The sequence below is a fragment of the Streptomyces fulvorobeus genome, from assembly GCF_013167895.1.
GTDB lineage: Bacteria > Actinomycetota > Actinomycetes > Streptomycetales > Streptomycetaceae > Streptomyces > Streptomyces fulvorobeus.
On record NZ_BLWC01000001.1, the window covers coordinates 2272104 to 2298483 of the forward strand.

The 26380-nt window shown below is 69.0% G+C and carries 26 protein-coding genes, 1 tRNA gene, 2 pseudogenes and 1 riboswitch; of the genes and pseudogenes, 11 read left to right on the forward strand and 18 right to left on the reverse strand.

The features are described 5' to 3' along the window. Window positions 1–4: 4 nt before the first annotated feature. From Sfulv_RS10315 to Sfulv_RS10335, 5 genes are all read right to left on the reverse strand, one after another. Window positions 5–490: a hypothetical protein gene (locus tag Sfulv_RS10315; RefSeq protein WP_246353081.1), complete on the reverse strand. Its 486-nt coding sequence runs from the start codon at window positions 488–490 to the stop codon at window positions 5–7. Between the two features lie 248 nt (window positions 491–738). Beyond that, window positions 739–1689 (reverse strand): YDG/SRA domain-containing protein, encoded by a 951-nt coding sequence (locus Sfulv_RS10320; RefSeq protein WP_173313413.1) that lies wholly within the window; start codon window positions 1687–1689, stop codon window positions 739–741. A gap of 134 nt (window positions 1690–1823) precedes the next feature. After that, complete coding sequence (locus tag Sfulv_RS10325) at window positions 1824–2756, reverse strand: phosphotransferase (protein WP_173313414.1); 933 nt, start codon at window positions 2754–2756, stop codon at window positions 1824–1826. Window positions 2757–2760: 4 nt separating this feature from the next. Next, the gene (locus Sfulv_RS10330; protein ID WP_173313415.1) at window positions 2761–5412 is read right to left on the reverse strand and encodes a winged helix-turn-helix domain-containing protein; all 2652 of its coding nucleotides are present in this window, start codon (window positions 5410–5412) and stop codon (window positions 2761–2763) included. A gap of 143 nt (window positions 5413–5555) precedes the next feature. Then, window positions 5556–6179 carry a hypothetical protein gene (locus Sfulv_RS10335; RefSeq protein ID WP_173313416.1) on the reverse strand — a complete coding sequence of 208 codons (624 nt, stop codon included), beginning with the start codon at window positions 6177–6179 and terminating at the stop codon, window positions 5556–5558. Window positions 6180–6428: 249 nt separating this feature from the next. Here Sfulv_RS10335 and Sfulv_RS10340 point away from each other — a divergent pair, with 249 nt between their 5' ends. Continuing rightward, window positions 6429–6752, forward strand: coding sequence for a hypothetical protein (locus tag Sfulv_RS10340; protein ID WP_173313417.1), 324 nt, complete (start codon window positions 6429–6431; stop codon window positions 6750–6752). A gap of 142 nt (window positions 6753–6894) precedes the next feature. Here the strand turns inward: Sfulv_RS10340 and Sfulv_RS10345 are convergent, their stop codons facing one another. Then, the gene (locus Sfulv_RS10345) at window positions 6895–8337 is read right to left on the reverse strand and encodes a DUF445 domain-containing protein (protein WP_371874655.1); all 1443 of its coding nucleotides are present in this window, start codon (window positions 8335–8337) and stop codon (window positions 6895–6897) included. A 142-nt stretch (window positions 8338–8479) separates the two neighbouring features. On the opposite strand from Sfulv_RS10345, the gene Sfulv_RS10350 reads away from it, so the two are divergent. Next, window positions 8480–9724 carry an SGNH/GDSL hydrolase family protein gene (locus Sfulv_RS10350; protein ID WP_173313419.1) on the forward strand — a complete coding sequence of 415 codons (1245 nt, stop codon included), beginning with the start codon at window positions 8480–8482 and terminating at the stop codon, window positions 9722–9724. Window positions 9725–9808: 84 nt separating this feature from the next. On the opposite strand, the gene Sfulv_RS10355 is transcribed toward Sfulv_RS10350, so the two are convergent. Both Sfulv_RS10355 and Sfulv_RS10360 read right to left on the reverse strand, forming a co-directional pair. Continuing rightward, complete coding sequence (locus Sfulv_RS10355) at window positions 9809–10444, reverse strand: DUF1707 SHOCT-like domain-containing protein (RefSeq protein WP_173313420.1); 636 nt, start codon at window positions 10442–10444, stop codon at window positions 9809–9811. Window positions 10445–10533: 89 nt separating this feature from the next. After that, window positions 10534–10662 (reverse strand): annotated as a pseudogene (locus Sfulv_RS10360) (methionine ABC transporter ATP-binding protein); the annotation flags it as partial. 127 nt (window positions 10663–10789) lie between these two features. On the opposite strand from Sfulv_RS10360, the pseudogene Sfulv_RS10365 reads away from it, so the two are divergent. Continuing rightward, window positions 10790–12860, forward strand: a pseudogene (locus Sfulv_RS10365) (transglycosylase domain-containing protein); the annotation flags it as partial. A 300-nt stretch (window positions 12861–13160) separates the two neighbouring features. Here Sfulv_RS10365 and Sfulv_RS10370 read toward each other — a convergent pair. From Sfulv_RS10370 to Sfulv_RS10380, 3 genes are all read right to left on the reverse strand, one after another. Next, window positions 13161–13481: a DMT family transporter gene (locus Sfulv_RS10370; protein WP_173313421.1), complete on the reverse strand. Its 321-nt coding sequence runs from the start codon at window positions 13479–13481 to the stop codon at window positions 13161–13163. A 36-nt stretch (window positions 13482–13517) separates the two neighbouring features. Then, a riboswitch (guanidine-III (ykkC-III) riboswitch) is annotated at window positions 13518–13585 on the reverse strand. Window positions 13586–13670: 85 nt separating this feature from the next. Further along, entirely contained in the window at window positions 13671–14012 is a 342-nt protein-coding gene (locus Sfulv_RS10375; protein WP_173313422.1) for a GroES family chaperonin, read from the reverse strand. Window positions 14013–14066: 54 nt separating this feature from the next. After that, entirely contained in the window at window positions 14067–14384 is a 318-nt protein-coding gene (locus Sfulv_RS10380) for a DUF3618 domain-containing protein (protein WP_173313423.1), read from the reverse strand. A gap of 128 nt (window positions 14385–14512) precedes the next feature. Here Sfulv_RS10380 and bcp point away from each other — a divergent pair, with 128 nt between their 5' ends. From bcp to Sfulv_RS10405, 5 genes are all read left to right on the forward strand, one after another. Continuing rightward, complete coding sequence (gene bcp / locus Sfulv_RS10385) at window positions 14513–14980, forward strand: thioredoxin-dependent thiol peroxidase (protein WP_173313424.1); 468 nt, start codon at window positions 14513–14515, stop codon at window positions 14978–14980. A 134-nt stretch (window positions 14981–15114) separates the two neighbouring features. Continuing rightward, the gene (gene proP, locus Sfulv_RS10390) at window positions 15115–16611 is read left to right on the forward strand and encodes a glycine betaine/L-proline transporter ProP (protein WP_173313425.1); all 1497 of its coding nucleotides are present in this window, start codon (window positions 15115–15117) and stop codon (window positions 16609–16611) included. Between the two features lie 158 nt (window positions 16612–16769). Next, window positions 16770–17399, forward strand: a complete 630-nt coding sequence (locus tag Sfulv_RS10395) for an HNH endonuclease (protein WP_173313426.1) — start codon at window positions 16770–16772, stop codon at window positions 17397–17399. Between the two features lie 553 nt (window positions 17400–17952). Next, window positions 17953–18108, forward strand: a complete 156-nt coding sequence (locus Sfulv_RS31160; protein ID WP_305961367.1) for an HNH endonuclease — start codon at window positions 17953–17955, stop codon at window positions 18106–18108. Between the two features lie 12 nt (window positions 18109–18120). Next, a tRNA-Leu gene (locus Sfulv_RS10405) sits at window positions 18121–18195 on the forward strand. Between the two features lie 52 nt (window positions 18196–18247). Here the strand turns inward: Sfulv_RS10405 and rdgB are convergent. From rdgB to Sfulv_RS10425, 4 genes are all read right to left on the reverse strand, one after another. Continuing rightward, window positions 18248–18850 carry an RdgB/HAM1 family non-canonical purine NTP pyrophosphatase gene (gene rdgB, locus Sfulv_RS10410; RefSeq protein WP_173313427.1) on the reverse strand — a complete coding sequence of 201 codons (603 nt, stop codon included), beginning with the start codon at window positions 18848–18850 and terminating at the stop codon, window positions 18248–18250. 7 nt (window positions 18851–18857) lie between these two features. Beyond that, on the reverse strand, window positions 18858–19256 hold the full coding sequence (locus Sfulv_RS10415; protein ID WP_173313428.1) for a hypothetical protein: 399 nt from the start codon (window positions 19254–19256) through the stop codon (window positions 18858–18860). Window positions 19257–19358: 102 nt separating this feature from the next. Then, window positions 19359–20096, reverse strand: a complete 738-nt coding sequence (gene rph, locus Sfulv_RS10420) for a ribonuclease PH (RefSeq protein WP_173313429.1) — start codon at window positions 20094–20096, stop codon at window positions 19359–19361. 101 nt (window positions 20097–20197) lie between these two features. Next, window positions 20198–20431 carry a PTS sugar transporter subunit IIB gene (locus Sfulv_RS10425; RefSeq protein WP_173313430.1) on the reverse strand — a complete coding sequence of 78 codons (234 nt, stop codon included), beginning with the start codon at window positions 20429–20431 and terminating at the stop codon, window positions 20198–20200. A 221-nt stretch (window positions 20432–20652) separates the two neighbouring features. On the opposite strand from Sfulv_RS10425, the gene Sfulv_RS10430 reads away from it, so the two are divergent. After that, entirely contained in the window at window positions 20653–21912 is a 1260-nt protein-coding gene (locus Sfulv_RS10430; protein ID WP_173313431.1) for a PTS transporter subunit EIIC, read from the forward strand. 261 nt (window positions 21913–22173) lie between these two features. After that, complete coding sequence (locus Sfulv_RS10435; RefSeq protein ID WP_173313432.1) at window positions 22174–23478, forward strand: PTS transporter subunit EIIC; 1305 nt, start codon at window positions 22174–22176, stop codon at window positions 23476–23478. A gap of 100 nt (window positions 23479–23578) precedes the next feature. Here Sfulv_RS10435 and Sfulv_RS10440 read toward each other — a convergent pair whose 3' ends face one another. Next, window positions 23579–24331 carry an MBL fold metallo-hydrolase gene (locus Sfulv_RS10440; RefSeq protein ID WP_173313433.1) on the reverse strand — a complete coding sequence of 251 codons (753 nt, stop codon included), beginning with the start codon at window positions 24329–24331 and terminating at the stop codon, window positions 23579–23581. Window positions 24332–24524: 193 nt separating this feature from the next. Between Sfulv_RS10440 and Sfulv_RS10445 the strand changes: the two genes are divergently transcribed. After that, entirely contained in the window at window positions 24525–24986 is a 462-nt protein-coding gene (locus tag Sfulv_RS10445) for a type II toxin-antitoxin system PemK/MazF family toxin (RefSeq protein ID WP_173313434.1), read from the forward strand. Between the two features lie 83 nt (window positions 24987–25069). Here the strand turns inward: Sfulv_RS10445 and Sfulv_RS10450 are convergent, their stop codons facing one another. After that, entirely contained in the window at window positions 25070–26020 is a 951-nt protein-coding gene (locus tag Sfulv_RS10450) for a PLP-dependent cysteine synthase family protein (protein ID WP_173313435.1), read from the reverse strand. Next, window positions 26020–26298: a MoaD family protein gene (locus tag Sfulv_RS10455; RefSeq protein ID WP_173313436.1), complete on the reverse strand. Its 279-nt coding sequence runs from the start codon at window positions 26296–26298 to the stop codon at window positions 26020–26022. The genes Sfulv_RS10450 and Sfulv_RS10455 overlap by 1 nt, the downstream gene beginning before the upstream one ends. Window positions 26299–26380 lie beyond the last annotated feature (82 nt).

Genomic DNA, 26380 nt, shown 5'->3' on the forward strand with positions numbered 1-26380 from the left:
GCGCCTAGACCTCCCCGGCCTCGTCGTCACCGCGCGTACGCCCTCCGCCGCCCGGCCGCCCGCCGGTGTCGCCGCCAGGCTGCCCGTCGCCGTTGCCGCCAGGCCGGCCAGCCCCGTCCCGGTCGGTGTCGCGCCCGAGCCCGGCCCCGGGCCCGGTGGCCGGCCCGTCGAGGGTGACGCGCGGCGTCTCCTCGGGATCGGCGAACCTGCGCCGGTTGCGCACCCAGGTCTCCACGGACCGCCAGACCTTGTCGATGACGTTGCGAGCCACCTCCACGGACACCACGAGCACGATGTCCTGGATCAGCTCCCCGCTCATGCCCTCGGTCTGCTGAGCGGAGACCTCCCGCCCGACAGCCAGCTGGTCGGCCTCGCGCACCTCTTCGAGATCAGGGGCACTCTGCAACCAGGTGTGCAGCGCTTCGAGGTCATCGCGCCGGGTGTGCGTACCACTCACCCCGATCCGCACCGCGACAGTCCCGCCCGCCACCCCGGACCCCTGCCCACCCACGCTCGACCCGTCCGTCATCCGCGTACCCCCATCGGCGCCATTACCGTCCACCCGAAGCGACCTGGAACGTCCCGTCCCCTGAACCTGCCATTATTTCACGCCAGTTGACATCCGACACGGCTTTGCCGACACCACACTCCCTCACGGACGCGACGCCGCACCTGTTGCTGGGCTGTACGAAACGCTCATCACTCCTGCGTGCTGACGTACTCCGCTATCGCGGCTGCTTAAGAATTGAGACTCTGCTCTTGAATACCCCAGAAGCGACGGTGAGCTCGTATGAAACGCTTCTCTATGCGGTGCTGCTCCACCGTCCTCAACGGCGCAGACCGAGGCGCCCCACCCCTCGCGAACCGGTTTACGACGCGTAGGTCATCTGTGAGATAGAGCGCCCCTCGGTCCAACTGCACGTGGCAATTCGGGCACAGGCACAGCACATTGCTATCGACATCTGGGCCGCCATCCGGCCCGCCGAGTGCGTGTATATGCGCACCTTCGGCATAGCTTCTGCCATCTGCCCCCACCGCGAGGGAGAGACCGCACACTTGGCACGCAAAGTTATGCCACCGCTTCACTCGCCGGACGACCGCGGTATCACGGACGATGCGCTCGACCGTCGTGGTGCGCCTTCGACTGACAGCGTCGTCAGCCGAATCCTCAGTCAAATGCTGCCCTCTGCGGTCCAGCATGTCCTGGACCTGCCGCTCAACCGAGGTGAGCTCCTGGCGCTCATCGGCGAGGCGCCTTAGCTTGAAGCGGCAAATCTGGAATCCAGCCCGCCCGGTCTCCGACCAATCAGCCACGATCTCGTACAGACCGTCGTACCGATAACCGCTACCCGGTGAGTATGCCCGCTCACCCTTACTTCCACGGATGACGCGAACACAGTTTCCCTTGATTCGGCTGCGTCGGAGACTGGCGTTGCCATAGTTATCCCAGCTTTGGTCAGACGTCTGCTGACTGGAGTTTCGAGTCTGCCCTCCAGCGCCCGTGTACGTGATCTCGTTCCACTGATCCACATCATCTGCGTAACCATTGCTGAGCACGATGGCATCTGCCGCCCGCTCATCCTCGTCGTCACGCCCCCACGAAATGCCCGCCTCGCGCTCCTTGTGGAGTTGGGCATCCTTCACATCCTTCCGTGACTCAAAGTGAGTACCAGGGAGGATGTCGTTCACATGTCCGAAGTTCGCTCTGTATGCAGCCATGCGGACATGCTGCCGCGAGGCAGCTACACCTGACCATCACCGCACACTCCAGCCGCACGTGTGTCCGATAAAGATCCCCCCTGGCTGAAACTAGCCTCGTTCCGTCAGCCCCGCACCCCGGCCCCGTCCACCGACTCCACGAACCTCATCATCTCCCTGTGGTATGTGCTCTTGGACGGGTCGGGGAACCGGATGTTGTGCCGGTAGTAGCGGTGGAATGCGATGATCAGCGCCGCGTGGATGATCTCCCCGGGGAGCGCCGCCTCGTCTTTCTGCGAGAGCGGCGCGATTTCCTCGTAACCGGCGACCAGAGCCTGCACACGCTCCGGGGCCAGTTCGCTGTCTACCTGAGCCAATCCCACAGCAGCCATACCAAGGTCGAGCAGCGGATCATCGAGGGAAATCGTCTCCCAGTCGAGGACGGTGAGCCTGCCGTCGGTCCGCACAATGATGTTGTCGTCGAACAGGTCCCCGTGTGTGACCGTTCGTGGGCGGCGATCCGTCGCTTCGACCCGACGCAACAAGTTGAGCCGGTCGGTAAGCCATGCCGCGAAGTCCCTGTCCGGGAGTTCCGGAATGAGGGCTTCTTGGTCCGCCGACAGGCGGCGGGTTCCAACCGGAATATCGGTAAGACCCGCTGACTGCGTAGGAAGATCGTGCAGTTGCGCGAGAATCCGACCCGCCTCAGGCAGGAGTGTGAACGGCAAGGGCTGCAACACCTGCCCCTCGATCCATGTCTTCAGAATCACCGAACGCCCATGGCAATGCGTGATGAGCGAGCCATCGGCGGCCGGAACGACCTCAGTAGTCGGTATACCGAGGAGGAAAAGTGCCTGAGTGTGCGCAGCCAAGGATCTGGCGCTCATTGTGTCGTGATTGTCCAGGATGGTCAGAACGAATTCGGCGGAGGCCGTGGAGAGACGGAAGCTGGAGTTGGCCGCGCCGCCCGACAAGGGGGCGAGCCCTGGATCGCGGAGGTCGTAACTGTCGGCCACGGCCGACAGGTCGATTTGCTCCAGCGTGGTGTACTTCGCCACCGGCTCATTCTCCTCTGATCGCGGCAGCCTCCCGGCGCCGATCTTCAACGATCGCCACCCAGCGTGCCCGTACGGATGCCTGTCCGTCCAGCCATTGCGCTCGGGGAAGGTCAGCCGGCGGCTCCTCGTCGGCCATGAGATACGAAAGTTCCGCCAAGTACGCGAACTCCTCCCCTCTGACGCACGCCCGCAGGTTCCCCCGCGCTTCGTCCAGTTGGGCGGGCCTTCCGAGCACCAGGAAATGCAGGCACACCGCCAAGCGGATGTAGGCGATGGAAGACGTGAGTCCCGCTTCGCGGGCTTGGGTGACGGTGTCCTCAGCACGCTGAGGCAGGTCCGCGGCGACACCGGCATCCCGTACGAGCGTGGCGATGGCGGTCTGAATGTCTGCCCATCGGATCGACACTCCGCCGAGCATTTCTCGTGCGCGGGCGATCTGTTCCGCTGCGCGCGGACGGTCTTGGAAGGCGGCGGCAAAGGCCAGGCATGCCTGGGAGAGCGCTGCTTCTCCCGGCTGGTTAAGGCCCAGTGCTCCGTCCCGGCCTGTGGCGTAGGCGGAGCATGCCGGCCCGATGTTCCCCTGTGTCCACCACAGGTCGCCGCGGGCCCTGTCGGCCCGGCCCTGCGAACCGAGGGCATCGACAGCGATACGTACACGCTCGAACCGGCCGACCCGGCGGGCCAGGTGCACCAGGCCACGTGCTGCTGTGGCAGCGAGTCGACCTCCGGCGTCGGCGACCTGTCGCATACCGTCCAGCGAGTCGTCGAAGTGCCCCAGATCACGCTCGCATTCCGCCAGGAAGTAGCGCGGTAGTTCACGCAGTTCCTCGGGAAGTTGATCCGAGGCCAGGACCGCTCGCAGTCGGTCCGCCGTGCGTCCACGGTGCTCGCGCTGTCGTTGGGCAATCGCCGAAAGCGTCACGGCGAGCGCATCCGCGGGAGTGCTGATCACCGCCACACCGCTCTCGTCCAGAGCGGGGAGCTCGATAGGTTCCCAGATGAAGTCGTCGACGTACTGGAATGCGGCGTCGGCCAGCCAGCCCAGATCCAGTTGGTAGTCGCGGGCCAAGCGCAAGCCCTGCCTCAGTGCGGCCACGAGCCGCGTGCGGTCGTCACCGATTGTCTCCCGGCCGAGTGCAGCAAAGGTGCGGCGCGCCGCGCGCTCCCAGTCAGCCTCGCTCCACCGGTCCTCGCTCGTATGATCGGCCTCGCGTGCCACGTCGCGCACAAGGTTGTGCAACCGATACTGCCAGGGGGCATCGGGGTCGGAGTCGACGAACGGTCGCTCGACCAGATCGAGGGCCGGGGCATCGTGATCCAAGCCCGCTGCGGCGGTGGCCAGCTCCACCGAGAAGGAGTCCAGCAGGCTGACGGCCCGCAGGACACGGCGTACATCTGGGCTGAGGTCGCGGAACGTACGCGCGACGAGGGCAGGGAAGTCGAGGTTGAACTCATTGTGCGCCGGGGCGCGTTCGTGGCGGCGGTAGAGGTCGAGAAACCGCATGACTGCCAGGTCGAGGTAGAGCGGCAAGCCATGGGAGTTCGCGGTGATCATGTGACGGGTGCGGTCGTCCATCAGCGGTCGCCCGGCAATAGTCAGCCGCTCACACAGGTAGATCTCGCAGTCCTCTGCCGAGAGGTAACCGACCGTGTGCTGGCGTGGTTCCTCACTCGCACCGCCGACCAGCAGCGGCCAACATTCCGGTCCCGCCCAGTCGAGCTGGCCTTCGAGCTTGGGGTCGTCCCACTGGAGCCGATTTCGGCCGGTGATGACGAACAACACGTTCGGCATAAGCCACACCACGCGCTGGATCAGCCTCTCCACATCGCGGTGTACTCGGTCGCCGACGTCCTCGAAGGAGTCCAGCAGAACTACGAGAGTCGCCCGCTTCTTGTCCGGTACACGGCTAAGATCCCAAGCGAGCAAATGAGAGTAGTAGCTCAGAGCCTCCAGGTCCGGGTCGGCCTCCAGCAGGTCAGCTAGCCGACGACACTCCGCAAGGGCGCGTACCTGCTGACGGTGCTCGCGCAGTGCCCGCACGACCAGGCCGACGCTCTGGCCGATGAGTGCGCCCGCGGTTCCCGGCAGGGCCACCGCCTGCGCGACGTCGGAAAGCGCGGACTGCATCTGACCCGAGAGCGACCGTGTGCCGGGGAATCTGCTGAACCAGGTGCGCCGCCGCAGATACTCGTCGACCGGTTCGCCGGGGTGGTTGCGCTCCCAGTATCGCTGGAAGGGAAGGTCGAAGGCCGGCATGGGTTCACCGAGCTCCGATGCCGCCAGCCGTAAGGCCAGCATGAGTGTCTCAAAGTCAGCACCCGATTCACGCGATAGATCGATGCGTACAGGTAAAACCCGCCCCACTTCGGCATCGAGCGGTGCCCAGTCCCGGGCCGAGCCGCTCGCCAGGTGCTCCGCCACACCGCGAGAGAAAGTGGACTTGCCAATGCCCCCCACCCCGTAGAAGACCAGGGTGTTCCGCCGGGCAGTCTCCAGGTCCTCCACGTCGAAGCCGGGCCGCGTAACCCGCCGGGTGTGCTTCACAAGGGCGGCCGCCACAGTGGCCCACTCGTCACGCCGGTCCGCGAAGAAGTCGACCGCTTTGAGTTCACGATCGTTGGACCTGAACAGCGCACGAAGATCGGACCTGGCCATGAAACCCCCTGTAGTCGATCTCAGCACGACAACCCCAGCAGGCCACCGACGCTCCGTCAAGACGCGACCCCACTGCGTAGTTCAAATCAGCCCACCGATGATTCCCCTGGTAGAACCCAGTCCCCATTCCTACGCCGCCACCCTCACCGCGAGTGGCTCCCTTCGTCCCGCGCCCAGGCGCAGCTTGGCCAAGACCGCTGCCACCACCTCGTCCGGGTGGTCCCGGACCAGGGACGGGCCACGGTGACCACCTCGATGCCGTGGGTCTCCAGTTTGAGGCGGCGGCGGGTCTCGCGGGCGACGAAGTCGGCCGCCGCGCGCGGCCTGCGGACGCACGGTACGCCCTCGAAGAGCAGGCTGGGCGGCGGCCGGCGGGTGCGTCGGATGCGTACGTACGCGATGTCCCGCAGCTTGCGCCCCTCGTGGAGCAGCACGTCCACCGTGCCGCTGCCCGTACCGCGTACCCGGTAGAGCGACAGCGCCGCCTCGCCCGTCACCACGGCTGTCGCGCCGGACAGCGGGGCCGAGCCCGGTCCCGCGGCGTAGAGGACCGCCGCCGGCATCCGCTGGTACGGGTCCGGGGCGCCGGTCTGTATCAACGTCACCCGTGGCAGCACCCGCTGCCACGGACCCCCCGGCCGGCACCGGCGCCCGATCATGCTCCTGGCCACTCCGGCGGCCTGGAGCTGGCGGTGGGTGGCCAGGCCCCGCTGCCGGCCCGCGAGCCGGTCGAGCGTCCTGACATCGGCTTTCCGCGCAGCGGCCATGGTTCCCTCCTCCCCATGGAGGCGCCGGTTCCAACCGAAGGGGGCGATTGCGGACTCCGCGTCGCGTGTTGCGCTGCGCAAGGTCCGCGATACGCGTGCAGGCGCGATACCGGGCCCCGCGCCGCCGGGACCCCCGGCACGCCGCCGCCCGGTCCCCGCCGGACGACGTACCGCTGCACGATGCCGACTACGCCACGACAGCCACCCTTAGGATTGGCGCAGACCAGACACAAGGCGAGGTGGCGGCAGATGCGGAAGACGGCGAAGGTTCCGGCAGCGGTGGTGGCGGCGAGCGGGCTCGTCGGGGGGTACGGGGTCGCCCGGTGGACCAGGAAGCGTCCGCTCGGCGGGGTGGCGCTGGCCGCCGCCGGCGCCGTCGCCGCGTACGAGTGGAACCGGCAGGCGGGGCCGCGTGCCGCCGCGGGGCTGACCGTCGCGTACGTCGCCGCGTTCGCCGGCTCGCACCCGCTCGCCAAGAAGCTGGGCGCGTGGCCCGCGGTGTTCACGGTGGCGGGCGGCGTCGCCGCGGCCTCCTGGGCGGTCACCCGCCGTGCCGAGGGCACACGCACCTAGAACACCCGCCGTATGCACGCCTGCCGCACACCTGAACACCAGCCGCACGCCCGCCCGCCCGAACACCCGCCCCCCACCCCAGGTTCTCCCGCCGCGCGCAGAGAGCGGAGACCCGAACGCAAACCGGGCAGGCGAATCGCCCTCAGGCCCCCAGCCCGTGCGACACCGTGTAGATCAGCAGGCCCACCAGCGCCCCCACCACCGTGCCGTTGATCCGGATGAACTGGAGGTCCCGGCCGATGTTCGCCTCGATCTTCTTCGACGTCTGACCCGCGTCCCAGCCGGCCACCGTGTCGCTGATCAGCGACGTGATCTCCGAGCGGTAGGTCGTCACGACGTACACCGCCGCGTCCTCCAGCCAGCCCTCCAGCTTGGCCTGCAACCGGTCGTCCGTGGCCAGCCTGGCGCCGAGCGACATCAGTGAGGCCCTCGCCCGCAGCCGCAGTTCGCTCTGCTCGTCCTCCGCCGCCGCGATGATCATCGTGCGTACGGACGACCAGGCCGAGGCGATGACGTCCTGGACCTCGCCGCGCCCCAGGATCTCCGACTTCAGCCGCTCCACCCGCGCCCGGGTGTCCGAGTCCATCTGGAGGTCGGCCGCGAAGTCCGTCAGGAACGTGTCGATCGAGCCGCGCGCGGGGTGGGCCGGCATGTCCCGCATCTCCGTCACGAAGCGGAGCAGCTCCTTGTAGACCCGCTCCCCCACCCGCTTGTCGACGAACTTCGGCGTCCAGCCCGGCGCCCCGCCCTGCACCGCGTCCATCACCGAGTCGCCGTGCAGGACCAGCCAGTCGTGCGCGCGTACGCAGACCAGGTCGACGACCTTGCGGTGGCCGCCGTCCGAGACGATCTTCTCCAGCATCTTGCCGAGCCCCGGCCCGACCTCCGCCGACTCGGCCCGCCGTGTGATCGCCTCGCCGACGATCGCCTGCACGTCGGCGTCCCGCAGCACGGTCAGCGCGCCGCGCAGCGCCGTGGCCAGTTCGGCGGTGACCCGGTCGGCGTGGTCCGGCTCCGCCAGCCACGCGCCGAGCCGCGCGCCGATCCCCAGAGCGTGAATTCGGTCACGGACGACCTCTCCGGAGAGAAAGTTCTCGCCCACGAAGGAACCGAGTGACGTCCCGAGTTGATCCTTCTTGGTGGCGATGATGGCGGTGTGGGGGATGGGCAGGCCGAGCGGACGCCGGAAGAGCGCTGTCACGGCGAACCAGTCCGCTACCGCCCCCACCATGCCCGCCTCGGCAGCCGCCGCGACGTAGGCCGGCCAGCCGCTCACCCCTGCGCTCTTGGCCCAGGTGGCCAGGACGTAGATCAGTGCGACGAGCAGGAGGAGACCGGTGGCGGTGGCCTTCATCCGGCGTACGCCCCGGCGCTTCTCCTCGTCCGCTGCCGTGTACGCGAACACGGCGAGCGGCGTGGAGCGCCGCCCACCGCCCGTATCGTGTCCAGCCGTGGGACCGGCATCCGCCCGCCCCGGCTGCTTCCCGGCATCGGTCACCCGTCCCGCTCCCTGTTCCGCTTTCTGTCCGGCGTCGTGCGCCCCGGGGTCCTGCCCGTCGCGCGCTCCGGATTCGGTCCGTTCCATGCGTCCCACCCGTCCGCGTACGACTCGCCCCCGTGCCGTACGCATTGTCCCTACCTCACCTACTCCCGGGCCGCATGTCGAGTTCCCGACGGCCTGTCGCATCATGGGACCAGTTCGATCTTCACGAGGAGACACACCGCACATGCCGAGGCGCCGGAGCTATGCCCTGCTCATCGCCCTTGCGGCGGGCACAGCCGTACTCGCCGCCGTCATCGCCTTCGGGACGACGCTCCTGACCGGGGCCCGGCCGGGGCTCCGGCCCGGGCCGGAGCCGCACGCGGCGGCCCGTCCCCCGGCCGCACCGGCCAACTCCGCGGGCACCTGGGTCGCGACGTGGACCGCGGCAGCCGTCGGCGCCGAACCCGGCACCGCGCGCGGACTCCCCGGCCGTACCATCCGCAACACCGTGCACACGAGTGTCGCGGGCGACGCGGCCCGCATCACCCTCTCCAACCTCTTCGGTACGGCTCCCCTCGTCGTCGACCGCGCCACCGTCAACACCCGGCCCGTCACCTTCCGGGGCGCGCGCCTCGTCAGCGTCCCGGCCGGCGAGCAGGTGGTCAGTGACCCGGTCGTCGTTCCGGTGGCCTCCGACGCCGACCTGATCGTCAGCTTCCGTACCCCCAGGGCCTCCGGGCCGGTCACCTTCCACCCGAACTCCCATCAGACCTCCTACGTGGCCGACGACCGGGGCACCTGGCGGACCACCGACTGGCGTTATCTGACGGCCGTCGACGTCCGCAACAAGACGACGCCCGGCACGATCGTGGTGCTGGGTGACTCCCTCGCCGCGGGCAGCGGCTCCACCACCGACGCCAACAACCGCTGGCCCGACCTGCTCTCCGACCGGCTTCGCGGCCGGTACGGCGTCGTCAACCAGGGCATAGCAGGGAACCGGCTCCTGGCCGACGGCCCGAACCCGCTGACCGGACCCAACGGCACGAGCCGCTTCGCACGCGACGTGCTGTCGGTGGCCGGGGCCAGGACGGTGGTCATCGCGCTCGGCATCAACGACGTGCAGCAGGCCCCGCAGGAGCCCGACCCGCAGCGCATCCTCTCCGGCCTCCGCTCCCTGACCGCTCAGGCGCATGCCCGGGGGCTGCGGGTCGTCGGCGCGACTCTCACCCCGTACCAGGGCTACCCGACGTGGACGCCCGAACGGAACGCGGTACGGCTGGCCGTCAACGAGCAGATCAGGGCGGGCACCGTCTTCGACGCGTACGTGGACTTCGACCGGGCGGTGCGCGACCCGTACGCGAAGGACCGCATCCTGGCGGCGTACGACTCGGGCGACCGGCTCCACCTCAACGACGACGGCTACCGGGCGCTGGCGGAGCTGATCGACCTGCAACAGCTGGTGGACACACCGAAGTCCGACGAGCTGTGACCCGGCCCTGACTGCCCCGCTGTCTGTCTGCCGGGGTCCGGTACCCCGGCAGACAGACGGGCAGACAGACAGACCGGGCGGGGGTCAGGAGCCGCCGGTCAGCTTCCGCCGCCCGGCCTTCGACCACTTGCGCTGCACGTCCACCCCGCCCAGCAGCGCGAAGCCGACGATCCGCACCCGGGGCGCGCCCGGCACCGGCTCGGCCTCCTCGCTCATGGGGGAGTACTCGCCGAAGCCGCCCATGACGCCCACGCCGTCGACCTCCAGATGGACGTCGGGCTCGACCGTGACCCCGATCCCGCCCATGACCGCGAAGCAGCGGACGAGGACCTCGCGCTCCTCGAAACGGGCCTCACGCAGGTCGAGGTGGCCGCCGCCCCACATCGCGAAGGCGGTGAACTCACGGCCCACGGTCCACCGGCCGCCACGGTTGAACCCGCCCCAGAAGGCGAAAGCCCTCCTGGACGTGGCAGGTCCGCCGATGCGCTCCACCCAGGTCCCGTCCCGCCCGGCCGGGACGGGAGAGGCAGCACCCGCGGGCTCCATGGTCGACCCCGGCGACGGCAGGTCCCGGACCAGCGGCGCCAACTCCCCGTGCGTACGGGCCTTGAGCGCCGCGTCTAGCCGGTGCTCGAACTCGTCCGTCTCCAGCCGGCCCTCGGCCACCGCCTCGCGCAGCCGCTCAGCGACCCGGTCGCGCTCGGTATCGGAAGCGCGCATATCCGGAAGTTCACTTGTCATACCGAGCAGCCTAGGGAACACGTCCCGCGCACGTCATCGACGGCGGGACCACGCCCCGGTCCACGTGCTCAGCCGCCGGGCGCCGAACCCGCCTCGTGCATCCTCGCGATCACGGCCTCGATGTCCGGCTCCCGCACCGAGAGATCCACCATCGGATAGCCGGCGGCGATCCGCGCCACCAGGGGCGCAGCCGCCGCGACCGGTTGTCACCGCCGCGAGCCGCGTCGCCGCCGCGAGCACCGATCGGAGGAGAATCCTCAAGTTATCGGCACAAAAAGTGCACTATGGGACGAATGACCACGGCGCCGAGGAGTCCCCACCGACATGAGCGACGCGCAGCACTGGGCCCCGCGCGACCCCGACGGCCGGCCCCTGCCCGCCGGCTCCCCCGGGGCGCGGGGCGCGAAAGAGGAGGAGGGGCGCGTCAAGCGCCCCAGGCGCACCGGCCCGCGCCGGGCCCTCCCCACCTGGCGCATGCTCCTGGGCACCCTCCTCGGTGTCGCGCTCCTCCTCATCGGCGGTCTCATCGCCGGGTACCAGCTCGTCGACATTCCGGCCGCCAACGCCAGCGCCACCGCCCAGTCCAACACCTACCTCTACGAGGACGGCACGGTCATCGCCCGCGACGGCGAGGTCAACCGCGAGAACGTCCGCCTCAGCCAGGTCCCCCTCACCGTCCAGCGCGCCGTACTCGCCGCCGAGGACCGCGACTTCCACTCCGAGCGCGCCGTCGACATCAAGGCCATGGGCCGCGCCGCCTGGAACACCCTCACGGGCAAGGGCAGACAGGGCGGCTCGACCATCACCCAGCAGTACGTCAAGAACTACTACCTCGGCCAGGAACAGACCGTCGTCCGCAAGGCCAAGGAGTTCTTCATCGCGATCAAGCTCGACCGCGAGGAGACCAAGGACGAGATCCTGGAGGGCTACCTCAACACCAGCTACTTCGGCCGCAACGCGTACGGCATCCAGGCCGCCGCCCAGGCGTACTACGGCAAGAACGTCGAGGACCTCACCACCGCCGAAGGCGCGTACCTCTCCACCCTCCTCAACGCCCCCAGCGCGTACGACGTCGTCGCGCACCCCGAGAACCGGCCCGACGTCGTCGCCCGCTGGAACTACGTCCTGGACGGCATGGTCAAGGAGGACTGGCTCACCGCCGCCGGACGCTCCGCCACCCGGTTCCCCGTACCGGGCGAGACCAAGCCCGCGACGGGCCTCTCCGGACAGCGCGGCTACCTCGTCCAGGCGGCCCGTGACCACCTCACGAGCACCGGGGTCATCGACGAGAAGACACTCGCCGCCGGCGGCTACCGCGTCACCACCACCCTGGACAGGGCGAAGCAGGACGCCCTCGTCGACGCCGTCGACAGGAACGTCATCTCCCTGACCAGCGACACCCGGGCGATCGACCGCAACGTGCGCGTCGGCGGCGCCTCCATCGACGTGGACTCCGGCGAGGTGGTCGCGATGTACGGCGGCGTCGACTACACCAGGCAGTACGTCAACAACGCGACCCGACGCGACTACCAGGTCGGCTCCACCTTCAAGCCCTTCGTCTTCACCTCCGCCGTCGCCAACGGCTCCACCACCCAGGACGGCCGCCCCATCGGCCCCGAGACGGTCTACGACGGCACCAACAAACGCATGGTGGTGGGCCCGGAAGGCCCCACCGGATACGCCCCCGCCAACGAGGACGACACCGACTACGGGGCCGTCACCGTCCGCACCGCCACCGACAGGTCCGTCAACGCGGTCTACGCCCAGATGGCCCAGGACGTCGGCCCCGGCAAGGTCGAGGACACCGCCGTCGGCCTCGGCGTCCCCGAGAACACCCCCGACCTGACCGCGTCACCGTCCATCGCGCTCGGCACCGCCACCGCCAGCGTCCTGGACATGACCAAGGCGTACGCCACCCTCGCCGACCACGGCAGGCACGGCACGTACACCCTGGTCAAGAAGGTCACCAAGGACGGCGGGACCATCACGCTCCCGGCCAGGGAGACCGAACAGGCCGTCAGCCGGACCGCGGCCGACACCACCACGGCGATCCTGCGCAGCGTCGTCGACGGCGGCACCGGAACCGCCGCAGGGGCGGCCGGGCGCCCCGCCGCCGGCAAGACCGGCACGGCGGAAGAGGACAAGGCCGCCTGGTTCGCCGGCTACACCCCCGACCTCGCGACCGTCGTCGCCGTCATGGGCCAGGACCCCGCGACCGGCGCCCAGACACCGCTGTACGGAGCGCTCGGCCTGACCCGGATGAACGGCGGCGGCCCGCCCGCCGCCACCTGGGCCGACTACACCGCGGCGGCCCTCGGCGACACCGCGCCGCGCGAGTTCGAACTCGAACTCCAGGAAGGCGCCGACGAGTCCGCCCCGCCGACCGGGGAAGAACCCGAACCGGAACCCGAAGGCACCGGCGACACCCCTGCCGAACCCACCGAACCCACCGAAACGACGGGCACGCCGTCCGAGGCCCCGTCCCCCGCCTCACCCCCGGCCGCCCCGCCACCAGCGCCGCCACCACCCCGGACGCCACCGGAGGCGGGACAGACACCGGAGGCAGAGGCGCCACCGGTACCGCAGCCGCAGAAACCGCGGAAACGGAAGAAGCCCCCGGCAACACCGGAGGCTCCCTCGAAGGCGTACGCGGTGCCCGCCCACAGGCCCCATGACCCGCGCGGCGCACCCGGGTTCAGTGGCCCGAGGTCACCTTCAGACCCACCACGGCCACCAGCAGCAGACAGACGAAGAAGATCCGGGCCGCGGTGGCGGGCTCACCCAGCACCACCATGCCGAGCACCGCCGCACCGGCCGCACCGATACCGACCCACACACCGTAGGCCGTTCCGATCGGCAGCGTCTTCGCCGCATGGGAGAGCAACACCATGCTCGCGACGATCCCGAGGCCGGTGAACACGCTCGGCCACAGCCGCGTGAACCCCTCGGTGTACTTCATCCCGACCGACCAGCCCACTTCGAGCAGACCGGCGACCACCAGCAGAACCCAGGCCATGACAGGCACCTTCCGACGAGAACACGCGAACAACACGGTGCGTCGTCTTTGCGGGGCCCGGTACGGCGCGTCTCGTCGGGGTCCCTCCACCGTAGCAAGAACACGGCGAAAAGCCCGGTGACACCGGTCACCAGGCTCTCCCGGCCGCCATCCGGGCGCCGCCCCCGCGGGGTACGGACAGCGCCCCGGCTACAGGTACAGACCCGTCGAATCCACCGCACCCTCGAACCGGTCCGCGGCCACCGCGTGCAGATCCCGCTCCCGCATCAGTACGTACGCCACGCCCCGCACCTCGACCTCGGCACGGTCCTCGGGGTCGTACAGCACCCGGTCCCCCGGCTCCACCGTCCGCACGTTCTGGCCGACCGCGACCACCGCGGCCCACGCGAGGCGCCGGCCGACCGCCGCCGTCGCCGGAATCAGGATGCCACCGCCCGAGCGCCGCTCGCCCTCGGGCGAATCGGACCGCACCAGCACGCGGTCGTGCAGCATACGGATGGGCAGCTTGTCGTCGTGGGTGTTGTCGCTCACGAGCCGAAACCTACCTGCTCACACCCGCGCCGCACGCCCCAGGGGTGGCGCCCGTCACTTCCTGCGCCGCACCGACACCGTGAGCAGGCCGACCACGCCCACCACGAGCAGCGCGGCCGGAATCACACGCTCCAGACGCGGCGAGCCGTCCTTCGCCACGAACCGCGCCTTCACGTCCGACACCGAACGGTTCACCGCGACGAACGCGCGCCCGGCCGTCCGGTCCACCGTCCCGGCCACCTTGGCCTTCGCGTCACCCATGATCGTCTTCGGGTGCACCCGCACCCCGATCTCGTCGAGCACCACGGCGAGCCGCTCGCGCCTGGTGATGATGTCCGCCTCGATCTGCGCAGGGGTCCTGGCATCCGACACTGCGCCGCCTCCGTGGTCGTCGTCCGGTAAAGATTCATCGACAGTCTGTCAGCTCGACCGCCCGTACACCCGGCGGCACCCCTATTACGCTCGGTCCCAGACACCTGATGTGCCACTTGAGGAGAACCATGAGCGAGCGACTCCAGCCCGGCGACACCGCCCCGGCCTTCACCCTTCCCGACGCCGACGGCAACGAGATCTCGCTCGCGGACCACAAGGGGCGCAAGGTCATCGTCTACTTCTACCCGTCCGCGCTTACCCCCGGCTGCACCAAGCAGGCGTGCGACTTCACCGACAACCTGGACGTCCTGGCCGGTGCCGGTTACGACGTCATCGGCGTCTCCCCCGACAACCCGGAGAAGCTCGCCAAGTTCCGCGAGAAGGAGAACCTCAAGGTCACCCTGGTCGCCGACCCCGCCAAGGAGACCCTGAAGGCGTACGGCGCCTTCGGCGAGAAGAAGCTCTACGGCAAAGTGGTGACGGGCGTCATCCGGTCCACGATCGTGGTCGACGCGGAAGGCAAGGTGGAGCACGCCTTCTACAACGTCAAGGCGACCGGCCACGTGGCCAAGATCATCAAGGATCTCGGCGTCTGACCCGCCCGTTCCGCCGGTTCCCGCAGGTCGAAGGCGTGTGACCCACGTCCCAATCGGCCGATGAGTCGGTTTGCGGCTGCCATGGCCGAACAGGAGCTTGCCCTGCAAGCGTCCTCCCAGGAAAGGAACCGGCCATGGCGGCCTCCGACACCAACAAGGGGGCCGACCCCGAAGCGGTCAAACGCCACCCCACCCTCTTCCGGGCCATCCGCAAGCGCCAGAACCCCAAGCTGCGCCGGACCGACATCACCGTCACCGACGACAAGGCGGTGAAGAGGGCGGTCAAGGCGGCGTCGCTCGGCAACGCCATGGAGTGGTTCGATTTCGGCATCTACTCCTACCTGGCCGTCACCCTGGGGCATGTCTTCTTCCCGTCCGGGAACGAGACGACCCAGCTGCTCTCCTCCTTCGCGACGTTCGCCGTGGCCTTCCTCGTACGGCCGCTCGGCGGAATGTTCTTCGGGCCGATGGGCGACAGGATCGGCCGCAAGAAGGTCCTCGCCCTGACGATGATCCTGATGGCCATCGGCACCTTCGCCATCGGCCTCATCCCGTCCCACGGCACGATCGGCCTCTGGGCCCCCGCCCTGCTGATCCTCTTCCGGATGCTCCAGGGCTTCTCCACCGGCGGTGAGTACGGCGGCGCGTCCACGTTCATCGCGGAGTACGCCCCGGACAAGCGCCGCGGCTTCTTCGGCAGCTTCCTCGAATTCGGCACACTCGCCGGTTACGTCGGCGCGGCCGGCCTCGTCACCGCGCTGTACGCCCTTCTGGACACCGCGCAGATGGAGTCCTGGGGGTGGCGCGTGCCGTTCCTCGTCGCGGGCCCCCTCGGCCTGGTCGGCCTCTACCTGCGACTGCGCCTGGACGAGACCCCCGCGTTCCAGAAGCTCGAAGGCGGCACCGCCCACGCACCGGAGGCCGCGGACGGCGTCGAGACCACGGCCAAGGGCGACCTCGCCAAGATCTTCCGGCAGTACTGGCCGACGCTGATCCTCTGCGTCGCCCTGGTCGGCGCGTACAACATCACCGACTACATGCTGCTGTCGTACATGCCGACGTACCTCTCGGACGAGCTCGGCTACAGCGAGACCCACGGCCTGCTCATCCTGCTCGCCGTCATGGTCTTCCTGATGCTGGTCATCAGCCGGTTCGGCGAACTCTCCGACCGCTTCGGCCGCAAGCCGCTGCTGATGGCGGGGATGCTCGGCTTCCTCTTCCTCTCCCTGCCGTCCTTCCTCCTGATCCGCCAGGGCAGCATCCTCGCGATCACCCTCGGCATGCTGATGCTCGGCCTCTCCCTGGTCTGCATGCTCGGCACGATGTCCGCGGCGCTCCCGGCCCTGTTCCCCACGAACGTCCGCTACGGCTCCCTTTCGGTCGGCTACAACATCTCCGCGTCGATCTTCGGCGGTACGACTCCGCTGGTGATCACGGCCCTGATCAGCTGGAGCGGCTCGAACCTGATGCCGGCGTACTACGCGATGGCGGCGGCCCTGGTCGGCGTGATCGCGGTGGCCTGCATGAAGGAGACGGCCAACCAGCCGCTGGCGGGCTCCCCGCCGTCGGTGGAGACGGCCGAGGAGGCGGCAGCACTCTGCCACGCCCAGAGCCCGGGCCCGAAGTTCTGACCCGAGTCCCCTCCCGGGCCAACGGCCCGCACCGCGTCGGTATCCCCGAAGCGGTGCGGGCCGTTCCGCATCTTGTCGGATATCGGACGTGACGCTCCGATTAACGGGTCGTTACTCCGTACGAGGCCATGCACGGGTGGCCTCGTACGGAGGGGAACATGGCGGCGATCCGGTACACACGCGAGTTGCTCGAAGAGGCAGCGCGCGAGACGACGAACTTCGACGACGCGGTGCGGTGGTGCGGGGGCGCGGTGACTCCGGGGAGCAGGAGTTATCTGCGCCAGAAGATGGCGGGGGCGGGGATCGACACCTCCCACTTCACGACACGGCGGACCCGGCACACGGAGGAGACGCTTCGGGAACTGGTCGCGTGTTCCACGAGCGTGGTCGAGGTCGTACGCCGACTGGGGATCAACCCGGTCGGAGGCAACCACTCCCATATCGGCCGCCGGATAGCCGCACTACGCATCGACACCTCACATTTCGTTCGTACGCCTCCCCGCCGGCCAAAGGGGGCTCTCGGCAACCGGCTGGTCCTCGGCTCACCGTCGGACGGCAGAGTTCCCGGTGAACGTCTACGCCGCGAGCTCCTCCGGACCGGGGCGTCGGAGTCGTGCGCCGTGTGCGCCACAGGAACAGAGTGGAACGGCAAGCCACTCCGGCTCGAAGTCGACCACATCAACGGCGACTGGTGGGACAACCGGCCGGAGAATCTCCGACTGCTCTGCCCCAACTGCCATGCGGTGACGGATACCTATCGTGGACGCAAGCGGCGGGCGACATCATGAGCAAGCCGCGATACACACGCGAATTGCTCACGCGGACGGCGCCTGCCGCATCAAGTCTTCCCGATCTCATGCGCCTGCTCGGCACACCCCTGGGCAGCGGAACTCACCGATACCTCCGCATCAGGCTCGCCCACTACGGCATCGACACGTCGCACTTCGTGGACGAGCCGCTGCCACCGCGGGCCGCCCACTCTTATACGAGGGAAGCACTGCAGGAGGCAGCAGCCTGCTCGCACAGCATCCGCGAGATGCTCGACTTCATGGGCATCGTCCCGTACGCCAGCGTCTACACCCACATCAGCCGAAAACTTGAGACGTTCGGCATCGACATCGGACATTTCACCCTAAGGCGAAACGGAGCATCGCGGCGTACGGACTGTCGACGGACCACTTCGTCGGGCAGGGCCACAACCCCGGTCGCAACTCCCGCAATCGCCGGACGGCCGAGGCCATCCTCCAACGGCTCCCGACTGGTTCGTCGCGGATCAGGACGGTGCTGCTGCGGCGAGCACTCGACGAGACCGGGGTGCCTCATGCCTGCGGCGCTTGCGGGTTGGGCGATGTATGGCAGGGCAAGCGCCTCGTCCTGGAGATCGACCACATCAACGGTGACCGACTCGACAACCGCCGCGAGAACCTGCGGTACCTGTGCCCCTCCTGCCACAGCCAGACGGAAACCTTCGCCAAGGGGCGAGACCGCACCCAGTAGACTGTCGCGCGCGGGTCCGTACCCCAGCTGGCAAGAGGGCGCCGGTTTAGGTCCGGTGTGTCGTGGGTTCGAGTCCCACCGGGCCCACAGGCAGAATGAGGCCGTCGCCTTCGTTTCGAAGGCGACGGCCTTCTTGGCGTCAGCCCACCAACTCCCGCACCACCGGTACCAGCGCCCGGAACGCCTTGCCCCGGTGGCTGATCGCGTTCTTCTCCGCCGGGGTCAGTTCCGCGCACGTGCGGGTCTCACCCTCCGGCTGGAGGACCGGGTCGTAGCCGAAGCCGTGCGTGCCGGACGGGGTGTGGCGCAGGGTGCCCAGGAGGCGGCCCTCGACCACGCGTTCCGTGCCGTCGGGGAGGGCCAGGGCCGCCGCGCAGGCGAAGTGGGCCGTGCGGTGCGGGCCGGCGATGTCGGCGAGTTGGGCCAGGAGCAGGTCCAGGTTGGCCTTGTCGTCGCCGTGGGTGCCGGCCCAGCGGGCGGAGAAGATGCCGGGGGCGCCGCCGAGTACGTCGACGCAGAGGCCGGAGTCGTCGGCGACGGCCGGGTGGCCGGTGGCGCGGGCGAGGGCGTGGGCCTTGAGGAGGGCGTTCTCGGCGAAGGTGACGCCGGTCTCCCTGACGTCGGGGATGTCGGGGTAGGCGTCCGCGCCGACGAGGTCGTGGGTGAGACCTGCGTCGGCGAGGATCGCGTGGAGTTCGGTGATCTTCCCGGCGTTGCGGGTGGCGAGGATGAGACGCGTCATGCCCCGATTATCCCGGGGTGCAGACCTTGCCGATCTCGGTGGCCGCGTTGGTGACCGGGGTGATGTCGGGGGTGGCGTCGCCGGACTCGATGGCGCCGCGGACGTTGGTGACACCGGCCTGGAGGTCGTCGACGGCCGCGCTGAGGTCGGCGTTGTCGGTCTTGCCGCCGAGGCTCTTCAGCTCCTTGTCGATCTCGTCCAGGGCTTCGGACGCCTGTGTCGGGTCCTCGGAGGCGGTGGAGACGGCCTGCTGGAGCTTGCTGACGCTGGTGGCGATGGCGTCGGCGGTCTGGACGCAGTCCATCGCCTTGTCGAGGGCGCTGCATCCGACTGCCGTGGTGAGGGTCAGCAGGCCGGCCGTGACGGCGAGTGCGATGCGTTGGTGACGGTGATGGCGCGTGGCCATGGTGCGGTCCCTCCCCGGAGGTTGCTACGTGGACGGGCGCACAGTTCGACCCGTGCGCCCGTACTCGTAACGACGCTGTGTGGTGTGCTTCTGGTTGCTTCTCTACTCGCCGAGGGTGCGGGCGAGCGCTTCGAGCTGGAGTGCGGTGAGGTTCTCGCAGCCCGCGGTGGCGAGGTCGAGGAGGGCGCCGAGTTCCCTGCGGTCGAAGGGCGCGGCCTCGGCGGTGCCCTGGACCTCGACGAAGCGGCCGTCGCCGGTGCAGACGACGTTCATGTCGGTGTCCGCGCGGACGTCCTCCTCGTAGCGGAGGTCGAGCAGGGGCACGGAGCCGACGATGCCGACGCTGATGGCGCAGACGGTGCCGGTCAGCGGCTTGCGGCCGGGCTTGACGATCTTCTTGGCCTGCGCCCAGGCGATGGCGTCGGCGAGGGCGACGTAGGCGCCGGTGATGGCGGCCGTGCGGGTGCCGCCGTCCGCCTGGAGGACGTCGCAGTCAAGGACGACGGTGTTCTCGCCGAGTGCCTTGTAGTCGATGACGGCGCGCAGGGAGCGGCCGATGAGCCGGCTGATCTCGTGGGTGCGGCCACCGATCTTGCCGCGTACGGATTCGCGGTCGCCGCGGGTGTTGGTCGCGCGGGGCAGCATCGAGTACTCGGCGGTGACCCAGCCTTCGCCGCTGCCCTTGCGCCAGCGCGGGACGCCTTCGGTGACGGTGGCCGTGCAGAGGACCTTAGTGTCGCCGAAGGAGACGAGTACGGATCCTTCGGCGTGCTTGCTCCATCCGCGTTCGATGGTGACGGGGCGGAGCTGATCGGGGGTGCGGCCGTCGATGCGAGACATGGGGCAGCCTAATGGGCGTGCGCGGGGTACGGGACCGGCCGCCGTTCCCTGGGCGGGGACGGCGGCCGGTGGGGTGAGCCGGTGTCAGTGGGTGACAGGGGCTACATCATGTCTTCGATGTCGGCGGCGATGGGGTCGGCGTCGGTGCCGATGACGACCTGGATCGCGGTGCCCATCTTGACGACGCCGTGCGCTCCGGCGGCCTTGAGGGCGGCTTCGTCGACCTTGCTGGCGTCGTGGACCTCGGTGCGGAGGCGGGTGATGCAGCCTTCGATCTCGTCGATGTTCTCGATACCGCCGAGCCCGGCGACGATCTTCTCAGCCTTGCTGGCCATGTCCTACTCCCTGGTCTTTGCGTGCTCTGAGCGGCCCACCATGGGTCCGTTTCGTCACGGTAACGCACGGTTGGCCCAACTTCTCAGGCGCGTATCCGGTTGATCACGAAAGATGACGATCACCGGCGCCCTGTCTTCCGAGCGGGCTCCGCACCGTACCGCGACTGGTCTACACCAGTTTGCGACAACCGCCAAACCAGGCGTGTTCCGGGAGGATGCCGATGAGCTCCAGCAGCGCGACAGTGCCAGCACGGAAGTGGTGGAACGGGCCGGTCCAGGGGTTGCAGAAGGTCGGCCGCAGTCTGCAGTTGCCGGTGGCGGTACTGCCTGCGGCGGGGCTCCTCGTCAGCCTGGGCAACCTCTTCGACTCCTCGCTGCACGGCGCCTTCTGGGACAAGTTCGCCAAGGTCCTCCTCAACGGCGGTACGGCGATCCTCGACGGCCAGCTGGGCCTGCCGCTGCTCTTCTGCATCGGGGTCGCCATCGGCTTCGCCAAGAAGGCGGACGGCTCCACGGCGCTCGCGGCGGTGGTCGGCTTCCTCGTCTACCGGGGCGTGCTGGCGGCGTTCCCGGTGGACGGCTCCGTGACCGAGGCCGTGCCTGACGGGGTGCCGCAGAACCCGGGCGTTCTCGGGGGAATCCTCATCGGGCTGCTGACCGCCGTCGTCTGGCAGCGCTACCACCGCACCAGGCTGGTCGACTGGCTGGGCTTCTTCAACGGACGCCGGCTCGTCCCGATCCTGATGGCGTTCCTCTGCGTGATCCTGGGCGTGCTGTTCGGCCTGTTGTGGCAGCCGGTGGGTGATGCGCTGACCTGGTTCGCCAAGCAGCTGATCGATCTGGGTGCGTGGGGTGCGGCGATCTTCGGTTTCGCCAACCGGCTGCTGATCCCGATCGGCATGCACCAGTTCCTGAACACCTTCTTCTGGTTCCAGGCGGGCGAGTTCACCGGTGGGGACGGCGCCACCGTCCAGGGCGACATCTCGCGGTTCTTCGCCGGGGACCCGACAGCGGGCCAGTTCACCTCGGGCTTCTTCCCGATCATGATGTTCGGCCTGCCGGCCGCCGCGCTGGCCATCGCCCATACCGCGCGGCCGGAGCGGCGCAAGGAGGTGTCCGGGCTGATGCTGTCCGTGGCGCTGACCTCGTTCGTGACGGGTGTGACGGAGCCGCTGGAGTTCTCGTTCCTCTTCGTCGCTCCGCTGCTGTTCGGCGTGCACGCGATCCTGACCGGTGTCTCGATGGGAGTCACCTGGGCTTTCGGCGTGCACGCGGGGTTCAGCTTCTCGGCCGGGTTGATCGACTACGTCGTCAACTGGCACCTGGACACGAAACCGTGGCTGATCATCCCGATCGGGCTGTGCTTCGCCGTCGTCTACTACGTGATCTTCCGGTTCGCCATCACGAAGTTCGATCTCCAGACGCCTGGGCGCGAGCCCGAGGAGGTCGAGGAGGAGATCGAGAAGGACCTCACGAAGTAGGCCGTTCCCGGCTCCCTTTCCGGCCGCACGGAGGCCCCCGGACCGCATGGTCCGGGGGCCTCCTTCATGTCACCGAGGGTGCCGGACGCACTACTGGGAATCAGGGGGAATTCGCAGGTTCCTTATCTAACCTTCACCGTGCTAAAACTGGTCTACACCACTCAGTGGTCCAGACCACGCGGCACCGACCCGCCGCGTTCCTTGAGTCGTCGCCCCCAAGAGTATCTGTCCATGGCGGCGCCTTGCCTATGGAGGAAGTTGATGAGTACGGCCACCGCTTCGGCGGCCCCCGCGAAGAAGCGGGGCTCCGGCCTGTTCCAGGGCCTGCAGAAGGTGGGACGCAGCCTTCAGCTGCCGATCGCCGTGCTGCCCGCGGCAGGGCTCCTGCTCCGCCTCGGCCAGGCAGACGTCCAGGAGAAACTGCACCTCCCGGAAGGTGTCGCGAAGGTCTTCGCGGGCGCCGGTGGCGCCATCCTGGACAGCTCGTTCGGGCTGCCGCTGCTCTTCTGCATCGGTGTGGCGATCGGCTTCGCGAAGAAGGCAGACGGCTCGACGGCGCTCGCGGCGGTGGTGGGTTTCCTGACCTACTACGCGGTGATCCACCAGTTCCCGATCGAGGAGGGCCACGAGGGCGCCACCTACACCGGGACCGGCCTCGGCGGCGGTTTCTGGCAGAAGGGCACCGAGGCGGCCACGACTGCGACCTTCCAGAACCCGGGCGTCCTCGGAGGCATCATTCTGGGCCTGCTGACCGCCGTTCTCTGGCAGCGCTTCCACCGCACCAGGCTGGTCGACTGGCTGGGCTTCTTCAACGGACGCCGGCTCGTCCCGATCATCACGGCCGCCGTCGGCACCCTGCTCGGTGTGCTGGTCGTCCTGGGCTGGGAGCCGATCGGCAACGTCATCACCAACTTCGGTGAGTGGATGACCGGCCTGGGTGCCACGGGTGCCGGCCTGTTCGGCCTGATCAACCGCGGTCTCATCCCGATCGGCATGCACCAGTTCGTGAACTCGGTCGCCTGGTTCCAGATCGGCGAGTTCACGACCCCCGCGGGTGACGTCGTCCACGGTGACCTTCCGCGCTTCTTCGCCGAAGACCCGAGCGCCGGTATGTTCATGACGGGTTTCTTCCCGATCATGATGTTCGGCCTTCCCGCTGCCGCTCTCGCCATTGCGCACACCGCTCGCCCCGAGCGCCGCAAGGCCGTGATGGGCATGATGATGTCGCTCGCGCTGACGTCGTTCGTCACGGGTGTGACGGAACCGATCGAGTTCTCGTTCATGTTCATCGCGCCGCTGCTGTACGCGATCCACGCGGTTCTCACGGCCATATCGATGGCCGTCACCTGGGCGCTGGGCATCCACATGGGCTTCAGCTTCTCGGCCGGTCTCACCGACGTCCTGATCAACTGGGGCATCTCGACCAAGCCGTGGCTGATGATCCCGGTGGGCCTGGTCTTCGGCGTGATCTACTACGTGGTCTTCCGCTTCGCCATCACCAAGTTCAACCTGACCACCCCGGGCCGCGAGCCCGAGGAAGAGGTCGAGGACCTGACCAAGGCGTAAGCCCTGGCCGGACCGGTACACCGAGGCCCCTCACCTTCCCGGCGGAAGGTGAGGGGCCTCGTGCGTGGTGCGACCCGCCGACCCGCCCAAGGGCTGTCCCTCAGATCTCGTACACCGCGCCCGGGGCCGCCAGCTCCACCGGGCCGTCGTACGCCCGCCGGGCGTCGGCCACGTTGCGGGCGGCGTCCGTCCACGGCGGGATGTGCGTGAGGACCAGGCGCCCCGCTCCGGCGCGGGCGGCGTGCTCGCCCGCCTCGCGGCCGTTGAGGTGAAGGTCGGGGATGTCTTCCTTGCCGTCGACGAACGACGCCTCGCACAGGAACAGGTCCGCGCCGTAGGCGAGTTCGTCCAGGGCCTCGCAGGCCCCGGTGTCACCGGAGTACGTGAGGGTCCGGCCCCCGTGTTCGACACGGATGCCGAAGGTTTCGACCGGATGGCACAGCTGCTCCGTACGCACCGAGAAGGGGCCCATCTCGAACGATCCCGACTTGAGCGTGTGGAAGTCGAAGACCTCGCTCATCGCCCGGTCCGACGGAGTGTCGCCGTGGGCCGTGATCAGCCGCTGCTCCGTGCCTTCGGGGCCGTACACCGGGATGGGGACGGGGCGTCCACCGTCGTGGCGGTAGTAGCGCACCACGAAGTAGGCGCACATGTCGATGCAGTGATCGGCGTGGAGGTGGCTGAGGAAGATCGCGTCGAGGTCGTAGAGACCGACGTGGCGCTGCAGCTCGCCGAGGGCGCCGTTGCCCATGTCGAGAAGCAGCCGGAAGCCGTCGGCCTCTACCAGGTAGCTCGAGCAAGCCGAACCCGCTGACGGGAACGAGCCGGAGCAGCCGACGACGGTGAGCTTCATGGAGCGTGAACCTCCGATACGTGGGAACGGGGAGGGTTCGTGCGGTTCCTGAGCGGTGCGGTGAGCGGTGCGTGGAACGGTTCGTCGAGCGTAAGGCGCGAAACACCTGGTCGCTCCTCCGCGGCCTGCCGTTGTGGGGGAACTCACCTGCTCTGTCACCGGTTCGATGGAAGGCGCCGGTACGGTCGTCCGTATGAACTCGTCCTGGTGGGTGGCGCTGGCCGCGGTCGTACTGCTCGCTCTGGTGGCGGCGGTGGTGCAGGGCCGGGTACGCGGCGGCCGGGGCCGTCCGGGTGGGCGGGCCCGGCCGCCGGGCCGGCCGGCGGGGCCGCGGCGCGGGACCGGGCAGCGGCCTCGGCCGGGTGAGATCTGGTGGGCCGAGGTGCCGTACGAGGACGGGCCGGGGTCGAAGGACCGGCCGTGTCTCGTGCTGTCGGTACGGCGTGGCACGGCCGTCGTCGCGAAGATCACCAGCAAACACCATGCGGAGCGGCCCGGGGTGATCGCGCTGCCGCAGGGGACGGTGGGCGACGCGCAGGGGCGGCCGAGCTATCTGGAGCCGGACGAGACGCGGAAGGTGGCGGTGCGCGGGTTCCGGCGGAAGGTGGGCGTGGTGGACCCGGTGGTGTGGGCACGGGTGCGGGCGTCGGGGTGACGGGGCCGGCGGAGTGCCGGACGGGCTGGCGGGTCAGCCCGTCCGGCGATTCGCGGACGGCAGGGGGCGGGGCCCGGTCCGTGTCACGCCCAGAGCTGGCCCTGAAGGGTCTCGATGGCCGCTTCCGTCGTGGGGGCCGTGTAGACGCCCGTCGACAGGTACTTCCAGCCGCCGTCCGCGACGACGAACACGATGTCGGCGGATTCGCCGGCCTTCACCGCCTTGTTCCCGACGCCGATCGCCGCGTGCAGGGCGGCGCCCGTGGAGACGCCCGCGAAGATGCCCTCCTGCTGGAGGAGTTCGCGGGTGCGGGTGACCGCGTCGGCCGAGCCGACCGAGAAGCGGGTGGTGAGGACCGAGGCGTCGTAGAGCTCGGGGACGAAGCCCTCGTCGAGGTTGCGCAGACCGTAGACCAGGTCGTCGTAGCGGGGCTCGGCTGCGACGATCTTGATGCCCTCGACATGTTCGCGCAGGTAGCGGCCCACCCCCATGAGGGTGCCCGTCGTGCCGAGGCCGGCCACGAAGTGCGTGATCGACGGGAGGTCGGCGAGGATCTCCGGGCCGGTGGTGGCGTAGTGGGCGCCCGCGTTGTCCGGGTTTCCGTACTGGTAGAGCATCACCCAGTCCGGGTGTTCGGCCGCGAGTGCCTTGGCGACGCGGACGGCGGTGTTGGAGCCGCCCGCCGCGGGGGACGGGATGATCTCGGCGCCCCACATGGTGAGCAGGTCGCGGCGCTCCTGCGAGGTGTTCTCCGGCATGACGCAGACGATGCGGTAGCCCTTGAGCTTCGCCGCCATGGCCAGCGAGATGCCGGTGTTGCCGCTGGTGGGTTCGAGGATCGTGCAGCCGGGGGTCAGCCGGCCGTCCTTCTCCGCCTGTTCGACCATGTGGAGCGCGGGGCGGTCCTTGATCGAGCCGGTGGGGTTGCGGTCCTCCAGCTTGGCCCAGACGCGTACGTCGTCGGAGGGGGAGAGCCGGGGCAGGCGGACCAGGGGGGTGTTGCCCACGGCCGCCAGCGGGGTGTCGTAACGCATCAGCGCATGCCGCCGGCGACGGCCGGGAGGATGGTGATGCTGTCGCCGTCGCTGAGCTTCGTGTCGATGCCCTGGAGGAAGCGCACGTCCTCGTCGTTGAGGTACACGTTCACGAAGCGGCGGAGCCCCTCACCGTCGACGATGCGCTCCCGGATGCCGGTGTGGCGGCTCTCCAGGTCGGTGAGCAGGTCGGCGATGGTCTCCCCGCTGCCGTCGACCGCCTTGGCGCCGTCGGTGTAGGTGCGGAGGATGGTCGGGATGCGGACCTCGATGGCCATGGCGTGGGCTCCTGTCGGAAGCGGAGAAGTGGCGTGGGACGCGCGTTTCTGCCCCCGCGCAGGGGGTGGGGCGGGTGGGTGG

Coding starts and splice junctions, on each gene's coding strand:
- Sfulv_RS10425 (WP_173313430.1), bottom strand. CDS start 20,431: ATGGCCAGCAAGGCTGAGAAGATCGTCGCCGGGCTCGGCGGTATCGAG.
- Sfulv_RS10345 (WP_371874655.1), bottom strand. CDS start 8,337: ATGGAACGGACCGAATCCGGAGCGCGCGACGGGCAGGACCCCGGGGCG.
- Sfulv_RS10335 (WP_173313416.1), bottom strand. CDS start 6,179: ATGGCCGCTGCGCGGAAAGCCGATGTCAGGACGCTCGACCGGCTCGCG.
- Sfulv_RS10330 (WP_173313415.1), bottom strand. CDS start 5,412: ATGGCCAGGTCCGATCTTCGTGCGCTGTTCAGGTCCAACGATCGTGAA.
- rph (WP_173313429.1), bottom strand. CDS start 20,096: ATGTCTCGCATCGACGGCCGCACCCCCGATCAGCTCCGCCCCGTCACC.
- Sfulv_RS10350 (WP_173313419.1), top strand. CDS start 8,480: ATGCCGAGGCGCCGGAGCTATGCCCTGCTCATCGCCCTTGCGGCGGGC.
- Sfulv_RS10445 (WP_173313434.1), top strand. CDS start 24,525: ATGAACTCGTCCTGGTGGGTGGCGCTGGCCGCGGTCGTACTGCTCGCT.
- Sfulv_RS10370 (WP_173313421.1), bottom strand. CDS start 13,481: ATGGCCTGGGTTCTGCTGGTGGTCGCCGGTCTGCTCGAAGTGGGCTGG.
- Sfulv_RS10450 (WP_173313435.1), bottom strand. CDS start 26,020: ATGCGTTACGACACCCCGCTGGCGGCCGTGGGCAACACCCCCCTGGTC.
- bcp (WP_173313424.1), top strand. CDS start 14,513: ATGAGCGAGCGACTCCAGCCCGGCGACACCGCCCCGGCCTTCACCCTT.
- Sfulv_RS10435 (WP_173313432.1), top strand. CDS start 22,174: ATGAGTACGGCCACCGCTTCGGCGGCCCCCGCGAAGAAGCGGGGCTCC.
- Sfulv_RS10355 (WP_173313420.1), bottom strand. CDS start 10,444: ATGCGCGCTTCCGATACCGAGCGCGACCGGGTCGCTGAGCGGCTGCGC.
- Sfulv_RS10455 (WP_173313436.1), bottom strand. CDS start 26,298: ATGGCCATCGAGGTCCGCATCCCGACCATCCTCCGCACCTACACCGAC.
- Sfulv_RS10415 (WP_173313428.1), bottom strand. CDS start 19,256: ATGGCCACGCGCCATCACCGTCACCAACGCATCGCACTCGCCGTCACG.
- rdgB (WP_173313427.1), bottom strand. CDS start 18,850: ATGACGCGTCTCATCCTCGCCACCCGCAACGCCGGGAAGATCACCGAA.
- Sfulv_RS10440 (WP_173313433.1), bottom strand. CDS start 24,331: ATGAAGCTCACCGTCGTCGGCTGCTCCGGCTCGTTCCCGTCAGCGGGT.
- Sfulv_RS10430 (WP_173313431.1), top strand. CDS start 20,653: ATGAGCTCCAGCAGCGCGACAGTGCCAGCACGGAAGTGGTGGAACGGG.
- proP (WP_173313425.1), top strand. CDS start 15,115: ATGGCGGCCTCCGACACCAACAAGGGGGCCGACCCCGAAGCGGTCAAA.
- Sfulv_RS10340 (WP_173313417.1), top strand. CDS start 6,429: ATGCGGAAGACGGCGAAGGTTCCGGCAGCGGTGGTGGCGGCGAGCGGG.
- Sfulv_RS10395 (WP_173313426.1), top strand. CDS start 16,770: ATGGCGGCGATCCGGTACACACGCGAGTTGCTCGAAGAGGCAGCGCGC.